The 15055-nt window shown below is 58.1% G+C and carries 10 protein-coding genes; 5 read left to right on the top strand and 5 right to left on the bottom strand.

Annotated elements, in window-relative coordinates; translation table 11 throughout:
* Positions 1-4: 4 nt before the first annotated feature.
* The 4 genes from ASD70_RS26325 to ASD70_RS26310 all read left to right on the top strand — a co-directional run bounded on the left by ASD70_RS26325 (position 5) and on the right by ASD70_RS26310 (position 7761).
* Positions 5-1063, top strand: coding sequence for a tetratricopeptide repeat protein (locus ASD70_RS26325; RefSeq protein ID WP_046068178.1), 1059 nt, complete (start codon positions 5-7; stop codon positions 1061-1063).
* A 141-nt stretch (positions 1064-1204) separates the two neighbouring features.
* On the top strand, positions 1205-2704 hold the full coding sequence (locus ASD70_RS26320; RefSeq protein ID WP_056847848.1) for an ATPase domain-containing protein: 1500 nt from the start codon (positions 1205-1207) through the stop codon (positions 2702-2704).
* Positions 2704-4374 (top strand): ATP-binding protein, encoded by a 1671-nt coding sequence (locus tag ASD70_RS26315; RefSeq protein WP_056847847.1) that lies wholly within the window; start codon positions 2704-2706, stop codon positions 4372-4374. The genes ASD70_RS26320 and ASD70_RS26315 overlap by 1 nt, the downstream gene beginning before the upstream one ends.
* A 132-nt stretch (positions 4375-4506) precedes the next feature.
* The gene (locus ASD70_RS26310) at positions 4507-7761 is read left to right on the top strand and encodes a hypothetical protein (protein ID WP_056847846.1); all 3255 of its coding nucleotides are present in this window, start codon (positions 4507-4509) and stop codon (positions 7759-7761) included.
* An 85-nt stretch (positions 7762-7846) separates the two neighbouring features.
* Here the strand turns inward: ASD70_RS26310 and ASD70_RS26305 are convergent, their stop codons facing one another.
* From ASD70_RS26305 to ASD70_RS26285, 5 genes are all read right to left on the bottom strand, one after another.
* Positions 7847-8224 (bottom strand): response regulator, encoded by a 378-nt coding sequence (locus ASD70_RS26305; protein ID WP_034097949.1) that lies wholly within the window; start codon positions 8222-8224, stop codon positions 7847-7849.
* A gap of 78 nt (positions 8225-8302) precedes the next feature.
* Positions 8303-9496, bottom strand: coding sequence for a hybrid sensor histidine kinase/response regulator (locus tag ASD70_RS26300; protein WP_046068182.1), 1194 nt, complete (start codon positions 9494-9496; stop codon positions 8303-8305).
* Complete coding sequence (locus ASD70_RS26295; RefSeq protein WP_046068183.1) at positions 9490-10089, bottom strand: chemotaxis protein CheB; 600 nt, start codon at positions 10087-10089, stop codon at positions 9490-9492. The genes ASD70_RS26300 and ASD70_RS26295 overlap by 7 nt, the downstream gene beginning before the upstream one ends.
* Positions 10086-10916 carry a CheR family methyltransferase gene (locus tag ASD70_RS26290; protein WP_173664487.1) on the bottom strand — a complete coding sequence of 277 codons (831 nt, stop codon included), beginning with the start codon at positions 10914-10916 and terminating at the stop codon, positions 10086-10088. The genes ASD70_RS26295 and ASD70_RS26290 overlap by 4 nt, the downstream gene beginning before the upstream one ends.
* Positions 10917-14414 (bottom strand): response regulator, encoded by a 3498-nt coding sequence (locus ASD70_RS26285; protein ID WP_056847845.1) that lies wholly within the window; start codon positions 14412-14414, stop codon positions 10917-10919.
* A gap of 254 nt (positions 14415-14668) precedes the next feature.
* On the opposite strand from ASD70_RS26285, the gene ASD70_RS26280 reads away from it, so the two are divergent.
* On the top strand, positions 14669-15034 hold the full coding sequence (locus ASD70_RS26280; RefSeq protein ID WP_046068185.1) for a response regulator: 366 nt from the start codon (positions 14669-14671) through the stop codon (positions 15032-15034).
* Positions 15035-15055 lie beyond the last annotated feature (21 nt).

The raw sequence follows: 15055 nt of genomic DNA, 5'->3' as shown, positions 1-15055 counted from the left end.
CCGCATGTCAAAGTCACGCCGTTATTCCATCATCGGCCTGTGTGCCCTGTTGCTGATTGTGCTGGTCAGCTGGTTTTTTTCCCGTACCGCACCGGTCGCTGTGGCACCGGCCATTGCCCATGGTTACTCCAAGGCATTGAAGCAGGCACATAATGGCGAACCGGGCGCGGCGCGGGTGTTGTATCAACAGTTGGGGCGCCCGGACCTGTCGCCTGAACGCCGCGCCGCCTTGCATGCCGAATTGCCCAATTACCCCAGCCCTCAAGCCCTTAAGCTGGCGGATAAAGACTTGGCCAATGAATCGCCAGTGGTGCGCGAGGCCGCGATTCACAGCATCGTCGGCCTGGTACCCAGCGGCCAGCGCACCTTGCTGCTCGGCCCGGTCCTGGATGATCCCGAACAGCCAGTGCGCTTTGCCGCCGCCAATGCCCTGCTCGGCCTGTCGCCGGATACCCTGGGCTTGTATTTCGGCCCCCTGCAGCAGGTGCTCGACGAGTTCGTGAAAACCCTCAAGGCCCAGCCCGAGACCGCCGAAGGCTGGATTCAACTGGCGCGCCTGTACATCCACAGCGCCCTGTTGCCGCAGGCACAAAACGCCCTGGAGCAGGCGATGCGTTTGCAGCCGGATAACTTGCAGGCGGTCGTGTCGCAGATCGAACTGCTGGACAAGCAAGGCAAGAGCGACGAGTCGCGCCAGCTGTTGGCGCGGCAATTGGCGGCGCATCCGGAGTCGGCTTACCTGCAGCATGCCCTGGGCATGTGGCTGCTGCACCATGGCGAGCGCCCGTATGCGCTGCTCGGCCTGTCCAAAGCGGTGGAGCTTGAGCCGGACAACCAGGATTACCGCTACGACCTGGCCACCACCCTGCATGCCCAAGACGAAGTCGAGGCGGCCCAACGTCAACTGGAAGAAATCGTCCAGCGTCATCCGGCCAACCGCAAGGCCCGCGTGCTACTGGTCAACTACTGGAAAGAAACCGGGCAACTGCAAAACGTCCAGGTACTGCTCGCACAACTGGAGCAGCAGAACCCGGACGACCCGGCGCTGCAACAAGGCCTGTAGGCACAGGCTTGCTCGCAACGTAATTGCCGGCCCTGTGCAATTTTTACGAAACGTTGAACCGCCACTGGCCACTACGGTCAAGTAAATATGGCGCGTCCTTCTCGGCGTGCCCCTTACTTGTACGTGACCTGAGGGCACTTCTTGTCTACATCCAAAGAGCTGTTCAGTGAAAAGGCGGCCACCGGCATCGAAGGTCTTGATGACATTCTTGCCGGAGGCCTATCGCGCAGCCATCTGTTCCTCCTGGAAGGCGAACCCGGCACCGGTAAAACCACCGTGGCGTTGCACTTCCTGCAGGCCGGCGCGCAAAACGGTGAACGCTGCTTGTATATCACCCTGTCAGAAACTGAGCGCGAATTGCGCCAGGGTGCCGAGTCCCATGGTTGGGACCTGGATGACAATATCTTTATTTTTGAATTGACCCCGCCCGAAAGCCTGCTCAACGCCGAGCACCAGCAAAGCCTGCTGTATTCCTCCGACCTCGAACTGGGTGAAGCCACCCGCCAGATTTTTGAAGTGGTGGAACGGGTCAAGCCGACCCGCGTGGTGGTCGACAGCCTCTCGGAAATCCGCCTGCTGGCGCAAAGCTCCCTGCGCTACCGCCGGCAGATCCTGGCCATCAAGCATTACTTCGTGCGCTATGACGCGACTGTATTACTGTTGGATGACCTGACCACCGAATCCCTGGATAAGACTGTGCACAGCGTGGCCCACGGAGTCATTCGCCTTGAAGAACTGACCCCCAACTACGGCGCCGAGCGCCGCCGCGTACGGGTGGTGAAATACCGCGGCCAGAAATACCGTGGAGGCTTTCATGACTTCACCATCATGGGCGACGGCATCCACGTGTTCCCGCGCCTGGTGGCGGCTGAGCATCGTGGCGGATACAACCGCCAGACATTGACCAGTGGCATCCAGGAGCTGGATTCGCTGCTCGGCGGCGGCATTGAGACCGGTTCCAGCAGCCTGATCCTTGGCCCGGCGGGTACCGGCAAGTCGCTGATCTCGATGATCTTCGCCGCCGCCGCCGTAGCCCGGGGCGAAAAGGCCGCACTGTTCATCTTCGATGAAGAACTGGGCCTGCTGTTCGAGCGTATGAAAAACATGGGCATCGATCTCGCGGCGTTGCAAGACACCGGCAACCTGCTGATCGAGCAGGTCGACGCCGCTGAGTTGTCGCCCGGCGAATTCTCGCACCGGGTACGTCGCTGCGTGGATGAAGGCGGCATCAAGACTGTGGTCATCGACAGTATTAACGGCTACCAGGCCGCCATGCCGGAAGAGAACGCGCTGATCCTGCACATGCATGAGCTGCTGCTATACCTCAACCGCCGCGGTGCCGCGACCTTCATGACCGTGGCCCAGCATGGGTTGGTCGGCGATATGCAAACCCCTGTGGACATTACCTACCTGGCCGATACCGTGATTCTGCTGCGCTATTTTGAAGCCCTGGGCAAAGTCCGCCGGGCCATTTCAATCATCAAGAAAAGAACCGGCTCCCATGAGTCGACCATTCGTGAATACCGCATCGGTAGCCGAGGCATGACGGTTGGTGAGCCGCTGGACAACTTCCAGGGTGTACTGCGCGGCATTCCGATTTACATGGGCGCCGGTTCCCCACTACTGAAGGATGAGGGCTAGTGCCGGCTCTTTCTCCGGTCTCAGAGCGTGTCATCGTCCTGGCACCCATGGGGCGCGACGGTTCATTGGCGCTGATGATGCTCAATGAAGCCGGCTACAGTGGCATGGTGGTCAGCAGCCTCACCGCGCTGTGCGAAGCCATGGAGCAAGGCGCCGGCATGCTGATCATTGCGGCCGAGGCGTTGCGCGGCGTCGATTTTGAGCCGTTACTCAATTATTTGCACCAGCAGCCAGCCTGGTCCGACCTGCCTATCGTGCTGATGACCCATCACGGCGGCAAAGAGCAGAACGGCACATCGCACTTGAGTGGCTTGCTGGGCAACGTGACATTCCTGGAGCGGCCCTTCCACCCGGTCACGCTGATCAGCCTGGTCAGTACGGCGCTGCGCGGTCGACGGCGCCAATACGAAGCACGCGACCGGTTGATCGACCTGAGCGAAAGCGAATTGCGCCTGCAACGCACCTTGGAAACCCTTGAACAGCAAGTCGAAGAGCGCACGGCGCAATTGCGCAATAACGAAGAAGCGTTGCGCCAGTCGCAGAAAATGGAAGCCGTCGGCCAGTTGACCGGCGGCATCGCCCATGACTTCAACAATATGCTCACGGGGATTATCGGTAGCCTGGAGCTGCTGCGCAGGCGCGTGTCCCGCGGCAAGCTGGATGATCTGGACAGCCTGATCGACCTGGGCGTCACCTCGGCAAACCGTGCTGCCGCCCTCACCCACCGCCTGCTGGCTTTCTCCCGGCGCCAGTCTTTGGATTCCAAACCCGTGGAGATCAACCAGTTGGTGTCCTCCATGGGCGAGTTGCTGCAACGCAGCATCAACGAAAGCATCGCACTGGACATGCGCCTGACCAGCACGCTGTGGACTGCCGAAGCCGACCCCAATCAACTGGAAAGTGCCCTGCTCAATTTGGTCATCAATGCCCGGGATGCGATGCCAAACGGCGGCAAGTTGATTGTCGAAACCTGCAACCGGCACCTGGATAGCGTATTCACTGCGGCCTACGGCACCTTGCAGCCCGGCGATTACGTCGAGCTGAGCGTCAGCGATACTGGCTGCGGGATTCCGGAACATCTGATGAACCGCGTGTTCGACCCGTTTTTTACCACCAAACCTATCGGCCAGGGCACGGGGCTGGGGTTGTCGATGATCTACGGCTTCGCCCGCCAATCCCACGGCCATGTGACGATTCACAGCGAACTCGGCAAAGGCACCACAGTAAGTTTGTTTCTGCCGCGTTTCATTGGCGAGATGCAGACACAGGAGCCGATCAACCCGACATTGTTGCCGTTTGCCAGTGCGGGTGAGACCGTATTGATCGTCGAAGACGATCCCGCGGTCCGGGTATTGGTCAGCGCCGTACTCAAAGAGTTGGGCTATGGATTTGTCGAAGCGTGCGACGCGGATACGGCGGTGCCGATCATTGAGTCCGGGCAACGCATTGACTTGATGATCAGCGATGTCGGCTTGCCCGGCATGAACGGGCGGCAATTGGCAGAAATCGGCCGGCAGATTCGCCCGACACTCAAGGTCTTGTTCATTACCGGCTATGCCGAACATGCGGCGGTGCGCGGGGGCTTCCTGGACCCCGGGATGCAGTTGATCACCAAGCCGTTTACCTTTGATTTATTGACGGCCAAGGTGCGGGAGATGATCCAGGCGTAGAGCGGTCGTGACTCGCAACAGGCGGTCACGGTTTAAAAGTCGGCAGATGGAATCGATGCAGGTTTCTTTCCACATAGGGTTGCGAACTACTTATGTAAAGAAATCAAACTACATCGACCCGGAGCTTTTCTGATGACTGTTAGTCCTAATTCACGCCTGCCTGAACTGTTTACGCCTGTGCTGATCAATGCAGGCTCCTCCCCGACGCCATTGACACTTATCGATACGGAAGTGTCGAGGCACGACGTTGAAACACCCCAGGACAAGGGTGAGCGTGCTTTGGCCAGGTTGTACGCCCAAGGCCTGAAAACCGCGTCGAGCGTTGGCCAGGACCCTCGAGAGGTGAGCGTTACGGACATTCCGCCGGCATCGTCCTTCGGTCAACTGCGTGCGCGGCTGGGTGATATCCTCAAAAGCCCTGCTTTCAAGGCTTGGGCGCAAGAGAAGCAGTTGGATCTGTCACAGGGCGTTACCCTTGATGCCAGCCGCGGCACCATCACCGCCAAGCGTGCCGGCAGCGTCTTCTCTTTTTCCACCGAGACTCGTGAGCAAACTGTGGACGTTCACAGCTTTTCGGCCTGGCCGCTGCTCCAGAACGTGGCTAAAGCACTTGCAGGCTCGGGCAACAGCATAAAATTTGAGACGGCGACCACGGCAAGAGCCGCTGATATCGCTCAGTTTTATGGTCACACTCTGCCTTTTGACCCCTCCCTCTCGCCTTCAGAGCAAGATGCATCCATCACAGACTACATCGCCGGTTGGGAGCGCAAAGATACGCTCATCTCTGATGCAGCCAGCCACCCTTCCCAGGCTGAACTGGAACGTCATGCTTCGAAACTTGGCGACCAGAACAATCGAGGGGCTGTAGTTGCGGTTATACCTAAGCTGGCAGCTGACGCCGCCAGCAGTATTGCGCAAGATCTTGCTGCTGCCACTCGTGAAAATCCCAAACTCAACGAAGATGAATATCGGGAGGTATCCTGGCAATCCTATCGTCAACGGATGCAGGAGGCTCTGGACACGCCTATCGAAATAGACCCGACCTCGTCCTATGCTCGGGATCACGACCTGAAGCCGGGCGTAGCGGTGACCCTGCGCGATTATCTGGTGGGTCATGGCTTGCTGGTTCCAAAGACCCCTTCGGAGCTGGCAGCCATTGCACAGTCCCTGGCTAGTCCCCCCCCGCTAAGCCCTGAGCACGGCAATATGGGTGGAGCCCTTTCATGGCCCACGCTGTTGAGCAATAAGGATCAACGCACACTCAGTCGCGTCATTGATGATGCCTTGAAAAATGAGCCGCAAGACAACCTGCTTGAGCACTTGACCCATGACCTGAACCTGGATGAAAAGACCCTCAAGGATGACCCGGGTCGCATCATTGACGACATCCTCAAGTCCAGCAACGCTCAAGCCATAGGTCGCGCCGCCGAGCAGGCAATAGGTGAGATCGCTTCGCCAGAACCTATCAGTGACTGGCTTCTGGCAGCACTCTATGCGTCGCTGGACAAGCAAAGTGTCTTCACCGATCCGTCATTCTCAACACGAACCCATATCGCTGGATTCGATTTGAACAGCGTGTCTGGGCGAAGCGCTTCCTACATACGTAAAGCGCTGGCGCATCACTTGATCCAGACGGGACTAGCCACACCGCGAACCGTCGACCTCGCCGTATTCATATTGTTGTCGCGCAAGGCACCAGAGCTCTTGGTCAAGGACATACCTGAGGCGTTGGTCAAGGGCTCCCACGCATGGGTCACTTTTACCACGGCAGTGGCTCGTATTGAGGCCCAAGCGCCCGGCTCGACCCGCTTGATGACGTATGAGCAGATCATGCTGCGACATGAACTGGCCCCCGTAACACTGGCCGACCTGATGGTTGAAGCTCTGGCGCAAACTGACGGACTGAAAGACTGGGGCCGCAACAGCGGCTTGCTCGGGCGCAACGCAGAAGATAAATACTCAGAAACGAAAATGAACGACGTACGTTTTGAGTTCAGTAAACAGGTGTCTGAGTTAAATAAAGCTTCGAATTACTTTGCAATGGAGGCCCCTGACCTTCACAAATGGGCGCTAGCGGAAATAAAACAGCAAAACTCACATTTGTCTGAAGAGCAAATCAAAGAAAAATCCATAGACACAAAAGACGCCGGCTTTTTGGAATTTCCTGGTCCCTACTCGCTGCTGGACATATTTCTCAACACACGCGACCACCTTAAAGACATCGACTTTAATGACTATACCTCTCGCAATGAATCCATTGATCTTACGACAATTACCTTTAAGCCTTTTTCAAGGGCCGAGCTGAAATCCCGTTTTGAAAACGGCCTTGATTTATATTTCAACCGTATCGAGGCGGCCGCGCAGGCGCAAACCAAATACTTGATTTCAACACTGCCCATTGAAGATCGAGAAATCATTGAGCATGGAAAAATCTCGGTCGGCAAAGAAGTGTCAGTCAATACAAATAATTCTGGCGCAACCAATAAGGCAACAACATCCGGTTCTCTAGTGGTGCGCAGCGAATTCAAGGACAGGGACGGTAATGAAAGCACCCATACCTATGAAATAAATATGACGTCCAACACCATTAAAAAGCGTGATGACTGGAACGATATAGACATCGCCCCGCTGCCTGACGAGTTCAGAGCGGGTATCGGTTCAACATACCTTGAACCCGTTGCTCCTGAAGGCAATTACCCGGAAAACATACTGCAGGCCTCGTCGCTCTACACTGTCAACGACACGCCCAACAGCTACTTCAGTGATAAGACTGGGTACATCGCTGACGCCATGGTAAAAAACCTGGGTATCCAGAATTTTGCAACGGAGCTGCGCGGACAGACGACGTTCGATACTGAATCTCCTTTTTGGACAAAAGCCGAGTTGTTCGTGCGAGGGCTTATTCCAGGCTATAACGCCATTAATAACTTTATTGACGGCAAGTGGCGTGAAGGCTTGGTTGATTTGTCATTCGATGCCTTAGGCTTTCTCCTTTCCGGGGTCGGCGGAGCCGCTAAGGTTGCCAACACCGGAGTGCAAGTCGGAACGACTCTTGCTCAAGGGGCGAAAAAGCTGGCGCGTGGCGCCATAGGTGCACTCAACCCCATAGACCCCGTGGGTCTTGGGCTGGCAGGCGTACAAACAGGTTTGGAAGCGCTGGATCGACATTCGCGCACAGGCGACAAAAACGGCTCCAGGCCTGTTGTCAAATATGACGTGGTCAAAACCTTCAGGGACGTCGACAGTGCCACAATAGGCAAAGCCAACGTGCAAGGTGAAGTGGAAGACGTCGCCGCTACGCAGAAGAATGGCAAATGGTATGCCCTGAACCCTGTCACCAAGCAGCCCTATGGTCTTCCTTTGAAGGATTTCGTGCCTTCCACATAAGGTAGAAAAACACTGCCCCAGGTTCTTCACGGCGTACCGGGAAGAACCTGCGCGGCCAGACATTGAATGGATGGCATTGAGCGGATTACGCCAACAAGCGCTGGATATGCTCCTGCAATGTATCCAGGTCAAACGGCTTGGCCAGGATCGGTGCGTTGCGCGTGATCGGGCTGTCGCAGTCGAGAATTTCCTGCGGGTAACCGCTGATAAAGATCACTTTCAATTCCGGGCGCAACTTGATCGCGGGCTCCGCGATCTGCACCCCGGAAATCCCACCAGGCAGGCGATAGTCGGTGACCATCAGGTCCAGGTGCGGCTTGGTCGCAAGGATTTCGAAGGCCTGCTCCCCATTGATCGCCTTCAAGACCCGGTAGCCCAAGCCTGCCAGGTACTCACCCAGCACAAACATAATGGATTCGTCGTCCTCGACGATCAGTACGACATCTTGCGCATCTTCACTCATGGGAAGCCTTTGTCCGGTCAATTGCTGCAGTTACGACCATGGGGTCACGCAGAGGTTGCGTCGAGGTGACGACTGATTTCACTCGACCGCCTCAAGGGGCAGGCACACGCGAAACAGCGCGCCCTCGCCTATCTGGCTCTCGACCTCGATAGTGCCGCCGTGGGCCGCGACGATCTGCTCGGAAATGAACAAGCCCAGGCCCAGCCCTGCTGTCACGTGGTTGGCAGAGACCCGTTCGAACTGCTGGAAAATGCGCTTCTGGTTCTCTTCGCTGATACCGATACCATGGTCACGTACCTCTACCCGCGCTTCGCCATGCTCGCTATATACCCGCACTTCCACGGGGCTCTTGGCCCCGTAGCGCAAGGCATTGGTCAGCAGGTTGGTGATCACCTGCTCGATCCGGAACTCGTCCCAATTGCCTTCCACCGCTTCGTCGGCCTGCAGTTGCATCGAGGACTCGGCGGCCGCCACTTGCGGTGCAAAGTTCTGCACCAGGTTGCGCACCAGTTGGGCAAGGTCAAAGCGGGCCGGGCGGATCGACAGCTTGCCGGTGCGGATACGCGACACGTCGAGCATGTCTTCGATCAGGCGGATCAGGCTCTGGATCTGGCGTTCATCGCGGTCGACCATGGCGTGCATCTTGTCCAGAGTAAACGCCGCGGCGTTGTCCCTGGCCAGGTGCATCTTGCGCAGCTGGGTCTCCAGGATCAGCCCGTTAAGGGGCGTGCGCACTTCATGCGCGACAATCGACATGAAGTCGTCACGCATGCGTACCGCTTGCTCCAGTTCGGCCTGGGTGGCCTGCAGGCGCGTCAGCAGCAACTCCTGCTCGCGGCGGCTGCGCTCCAGCTCCTCCAACTGCAATTTCATCGCCTTGCTCTGGCGGTACAGGTCGACGAACACATTGACCTTGCTCTTGACCGCGTGGATATCCAGCGGCTTGTGCAGGAAGTCCACGGCGCCGCTTTCATAGCCCTTAAAGGCGTAATTGAGCTCACGGCCGGCGGCGCTGACGAACACAATCGGGATGTTCTTGGTCTTTTCGGTGCCGCGCATCAATTCGGCCAGCTCGAAACCGTTCATGCCGGGCATCTGCACGTCGAGGATCGCCATGGCGAATTCGTGTTCCAGCAACAGGGACAACGCCTCGTCGGCACTCAATGCCTTGAACACCTGGCGATCCTCGCGCTTGATCAGCGCTTCGAGGGCCAGCAGGTTTTCCGGCAGATCGTCGACGATCAGCAGTTTGGCCTGGACAGTACTTAACATGGATAGGGTTCCAGGGAAGCCAGCAATGAGCCGATACGGCTCAAGGAAAGAATATGGTCAGGTGTGTGTAACGCCAGGGCTGCCAAGGGCATCACGGCAATGCGCGCCTCCTGGGGGTCCTGGACGACGGTGGTGCCGCCCGATTGCTTGACATGGGCCAGGCCGCTCGCGCCGTCTTGGTTGGCGCCGGTCAACAGGATCGCGAGCAGGCGGGGCCCATACACGTCAGCAGCTGAGGCAAACAGGTAGTCGATGGCGGGCCGGGAGTGGTGCACGCGGTCCTCCTGGCTCAGGGACAGGCTACGGTCATGCTCCACTGACAGATGATAGCCGGGGCCGGCAAAGTACAAGGTGCCCGCCTCCACTGCCTCTTTATCCCGGGCTTCCTTGACCGGAATGCTCAGGCGCCGCGCAAAGACTTCCGCCAGCTGGCTGCGACGCTCATCCGGCAGGTGCAGCACGGCAATGATCGGCAAGGCGAAGGTCTCGGGCAGTTGGCCGAAAATAGTCAGCAGCGCCTCGACGCCGCCAGCGGAAGCGCCGACGACGATGGCTTCAATCCCGTGAATCGGGGTGTCTGGCACATCGCTCATGATTTTCGGTAGATCCGTTCCTGTTTGACCAAGGGCTCGAATTGCTTGCTGTAGGCGGAAAAGTCGAGGGTTTCCTTGCTGCCCAGCACCAGGAAGCCGCGATGACACAGCGACTCATGAAACAATCCAAATGCTCGATCCTGCAATTTTTTATTGAAGTAAATCAATACGTTGCGACATGAAATTAATTGAGTTTCCGAAAAGACACTGTCGGTGGCAAGGCTGTGGTCGGCAAAGGTCACGTTCTCGCGCAGGGTCTTGTCGAAGATCGCGTAATCGTAAGCCGCTGTGTAATAGTCGGCAAATGAACGGTGCCCGCCGGCCTGCTGATAATTGGCGGTATAGGCACGTACGTTTTCCAGGGAGAAGATACCCTGCTTGGCTTTGTCCAGCGACGCCGGGTTGATATCCGTGGCATAGATGATGGTGCGCTCCAGCAAGCCTTCTTCACGCAACAGGATGGCCATGGAGTACACCTCCTCCCCCGTGCTGCAACCGGCGATCCAGATCTTGATCGACGGGTAGGTCTTGAGCAGCGGCACCACTTCCCGGCGGATCGCCAGGAAATGCGACGGGTCGCGAAACATCTCGCTCACCGGGATGGTCAGAAATTGCAGCAACTGCATGAACGCCGCCGGGTCGTGCAGTACCCGCTCCTGCAGTGCGGAAATGGTCGCGCAGTCGAACTGGCGCAAGGCATGGGCCACCCGCCGCTTGACCGACGCGCCGGAGTAGTCGCGAAAGTCATAGCTGTACTTGAGGTAAATCGCCTCGATCAACAGGCGCAGCTCAATATCGCTGTTTTTGTCCAAAAAACACTGTTCCACTTAAATGCGTTCCATCTTCGGTAGCCATACGCGAATCAGTGAGAACAGGCGGTCAAGGTCAATCGGCTTGGCCAGGTAGTCATTGGAGCCTGCTGCCAGGCACCGTTCCTGATCGTCCTTCATGGCCTTGGCCGTTACTGCAATGATTGGCAGTTTTTTCCAGCGCGGGTCCTGGCGGATCAAGGCGGTGGCCTCGTAACCGTCCATTTCCGGCATCATCACGTCCATCAGTACCAAGTCGATATCCTCGACTTCATTGAGTTTGTCGATGGCCTCGCGACCGTTACGCCCGATCACGACCACCGCGCCTTTGTGCTCCAGGGCGCTGGTCAGGGCGAAGATATTGCGTACGTCGTCGTCCACCAGCAGGATCTTGCGCCCTTCGAAGACCTTGTCACGACTGCGGGCAGTCTTGAGCATCTTCTGGCGGTCATGGGACAGCTGGGATTCGACTTTGTGCAGAAAGAGTGTGACCTCGTCCAGCAAGCGCTCAGGGGAGCGGGCGCCCTTGATGATGATCGAACGCGAGTACTTGCGCAGTTCGGCTTCTTCATCGCGAGTCAGGTTGCGCCCGGTGTAGACGATGACCGGCGGGAACGAGCAGATATCCTCGGTGGCCATGCGCTTGAGCAGCTCGTTGCCGAGCATGTCCGGCAGCTTGAGGTCGATAATCATGCAGTCGTAGATGTTGGTTCGCAGCAGGTCGAGAGCTTCCTGGGCGAAGCCGACGGCCGTGATCTCGATGTCATCGTCGCCGATCAGGCGGGCAATGCTGTCGCGCTGCAGGTCATCGTCTTCCACCAGCAACACACGTTTGACCTTCTGCGTCAGCTTGGCTTCCAGGCGCGCGAACACGTCCTTGAGCTCTTCGCGGGTGGTGGGCTTGACCGCATAACCGATGGCGCCCATGTGCATGGCCGCCTCGACGCGATCTTCCACGGAAATCACATGCACGGGAATGTGGCGGGTGTTGGCGTGTTCCTTGAGACGCTGCAGCACCGTCAGCCCGGAATGGTCCGGCAGGCGCATGTCCAGCAGGATCGCGTCGGGGATGTATTCCTCAGCGAGGCTGTAGCCTTCGTCGGCACCATGGGCGACCAGGCAGTGGTAACCCAGCTCATGGGCCAGGTCGAACAGGATACGCGCAAAGTTCGGCTCGTCCTCCACCACCAGGATGCACCGGGTGCTGAACGGGGCTTTTTCACGGTCATCGGCAAACCGTGGAATCTGCTGGGTGTCGGCAACCGGCAGTGGCGAAACCCGCACTGGCATGGGGGCCGGCACCACCACCGCTTGACGCGGTTGTTCCACAGGTGCGGCGTCGTCTTCACGCTCCACGTATTGCTCAGGCAATACCAGGGTAAAGATGCTGCCCTTGCCCGGCTCGCTGGTCACGCTGATGTAGCCGCCCAGCAAGGTGGCCAGGTCGCGGGAAATCGACAGGCCCAGACCGGTGCCGCCGTAACGGCGATTGGTGGTGCCATCAGCCTGGCGGAAGGCTTCGAAGATGCTTTCCTGTTGGTCCGGGGCAATGCCGATGCCGGAATCGCGCACGGTAAAGGCAATGCCCTCCCCTGGCGCGCGGGACACTGTCAGGCTGACCTCGCCCTGTTCGGTGAACTTGATCGCGTTGGACAACAGGTTCTTGAGGATCTGCTCCAGGCGTTGGCGGTCGGTAAACAGCAGGGTCGGCGAGCCTTCCTGCACATCCACCTGGAAGCCCAGCTTGCGATCCGCCGCCAGCGGTTCGAACATGCCGCGCAAGCCGTCCACCAGCCGCACCACGCTGGAATTCTCCGGGCGCACTTCCAACTTACCGGCCTCGACCTTGGAAATGTCCAGGATGTCGTTGATCAGGTTGAGCAAGTCGTTGCCGGCCGAGTAAATCGACTCGGCAAACTTGACCTGCTCGGCGCTGAGATTTTCCTGGGGGTTTTCCGCCAGCAGCTTGGCCAGGATCAACGAGCTGTTCAGCGGTGTACGCAGCTCGTGGGACATGTTGGCGAGGAATTCGGACTTGTATTTGCTGGAACGCTGCAGTTCATCGGCGCGGTCTTCCAGCTCGAGCTGGGCCTGGTTCAGTTCGACGTTCTTGCGGTCCATGGCGTCGCGCTGCTCGGCCAGGGTCTGGGTCTGTTCGGCCAGTTGCTCGTTGGTTTGCTCAAGCTCGGCCTGCTGGGTTTCCAGATGGGCCTGGGACTCCTTGAGGATGCGCGATTGTTCTTCCAGCTCTTCGTTGGCGGTCTTGAGCTCTTCCTGCTGCACTTGCAGCTCTTCGTTGAGCTGCTGGGTCTCGGCCAGCACTTCCTGCAAACGCTGGCGATAGCGGGCGGCTTCGATGGAGGTGCCGATATTGCCGGCGATCAGCTCCAGCAGCTCGACATCACGCTCATCCAGCGCACGCAGGAAACCCAGCTCGACCACACCATTGACGCGGTCGTCATCGCTGGTGGGCATCACCAGCACGCTGCGGGTAGCGCCTTCGCCCAGGCCGGAACTGACCTTGAAGTAATCCACTGGCACATCGTCCAGGCGAATCAGGCGATCCAGCTGGGCAGCCTGGCCCACGATGCCCTCGTCGCTGTAGATCGACTGCTCCTGTCGTTCCTGCTCGCGGGAGAAGCCATAAGTGGCCACGCGCTTGAGGCCACCATGTTCTTCGCGCACGTACAGCGCCGCCACGGCCGAGCCCATGTATTGGGCGAAGAACTGCAGGATATTGCGCCCAAGCATATTCAGGGTCAGTTGGCCGAGGACTTGTTCAGCCAGCTCAGTCTGGCCATTGCGCAGCCAGGCTTGCTGTTCCAGGCGCCGTGCAATCTTCTGTTGGGACTTGAGGTTTGCGCTGTAACTTTCTGAAAGTGAGACTAAATTTTTTCTTCCGACATACGCTAGAAAACCGCTCAACCCGAGTACGAATACCAAGTATAGGGTGACGCTGATCACCGTCGTTCGAGTGACTTCTTCGTTACGGGTGATACGGAATTGCTGCTCCATCGCCACCGCATCGTCGTACTCCTTGCGGATCTCGTCCGTCAGGCGCTTGCCACGGCCGGCCTTGACCGCATTGCGGTAGTCTCCGTTCTGGCGCTGCATATCAATCATCGACTGGGCGTAGTTGTTCCATTCGACCTGCAAGGCTTCCAGACGCTTGAGGCGGTCGACCTGCTGGGGATTGTCCGCCACCAGCTCCTGCAGATTGCGCAGATCGGCAATGATCCGCGGCTTGGCCACTTCATAGGGGTCGAGGAAATGCTCGTCGCCGGTGATCAGGAAACCCCGCATGCCGGTTTCCAGGTCTACCGTCAGCTTGGACGACTCATTGAGGTTATTGATAACCCGGTCGGTGTGCTCCACCCACTGGATCACCGAGAGCAAATAGGTAATCAGGCAGACGAAAAACACCGCGCTGAGCACGCCCACGCCCAAGGGTAGGGCCACGTTTCGGCTCAACAGGGTACGGAAGCTCTTTTCATCGACGGACGACGCGGGAGTCATGGGCATGCCTTGGCCAAGTGCGGAAAAACCGGGAGTTTGCCCCAAAGTGACGCCTGAACGCTATTTTTCTGCGGGGGACGAGGGCAAGAAACATCGGCGATGGGCAAAAAGGACGCCATACAGCTAGCTGGCGGGACATTCGCTCGCCCAGCGTTCACAATGCCATCAATTGCTTCGGAACTTGCTGGCATTGCCGTCACTCACAATCAAGTTGCCTTTAAGCCCTACGCTCTCACTTTTCAGGAATACCCACCATGTCTGCACCCGCCTCCACCATCCTCGTAGTCGAAGACGACGCCATCGTGCGCATGCTGATCGTTGATGTGCTGGAAGAATTGGAGTTCAAGGTGGTTGAGGCCGCTGACGCTGCAGAGGCGCTCACAGCGGTGCAAAACACCGAGCAGGTGATCGACCTGATGATGACCGATGTCGGCCTTCCGGACATGGACGGCAAGGAACTGGCGAAAAAAGTCCGTGAATTACGCCCCGCCCTGCCCATCCTGTTTGCCAGCGGCTACGCCGATAACATTGATGTACCGGCCGGGATGCAGGTCATCGCCAAGCCGTTCTCGATTGATCAATTGCGTGACAAGGTCAAATCCATGCTGCCCGAGGCCTGATTTCTCCCTTACAACCCCGAC

The sequence above is a fragment of the Pseudomonas sp. Root569 genome (assembly GCF_001427465.1).
In the GTDB taxonomy this organism is placed as follows: Bacteria; Pseudomonadota; Gammaproteobacteria; order Pseudomonadales; family Pseudomonadaceae; genus Aquipseudomonas; species Aquipseudomonas synxantha.
Note: the sequence above shows the minus strand (reverse complement) of the source record. Positions and strands in the feature narration are given on the sequence as shown.

Coding starts and splice junctions, on each gene's coding strand:
- ASD70_RS26300 (WP_046068182.1), bottom strand. CDS start 9,496: ATGTTAAGTACTGTCCAGGCCAAACTGCTGATCGTCGACGATCTGCCG.
- ASD70_RS26310 (WP_056847846.1), top strand. CDS start 4,507: ATGACTGTTAGTCCTAATTCACGCCTGCCTGAACTGTTTACGCCTGTG.
- ASD70_RS26295 (WP_046068183.1), bottom strand. CDS start 10,089: ATGAGCGATGTGCCAGACACCCCGATTCACGGGATTGAAGCCATCGTC.
- ASD70_RS26325 (WP_046068178.1), top strand. CDS start 5: ATGTCAAAGTCACGCCGTTATTCCATCATCGGCCTGTGTGCCCTGTTG.
- ASD70_RS26305 (WP_034097949.1), bottom strand. CDS start 8,224: ATGAGTGAAGATGCGCAAGATGTCGTACTGATCGTCGAGGACGACGAA.
- ASD70_RS26285 (WP_056847845.1), bottom strand. CDS start 14,414: ATGACTCCCGCGTCGTCCGTCGATGAAAAGAGCTTCCGTACCCTGTTG.
- ASD70_RS26280 (WP_046068185.1), top strand. CDS start 14,669: ATGTCTGCACCCGCCTCCACCATCCTCGTAGTCGAAGACGACGCCATC.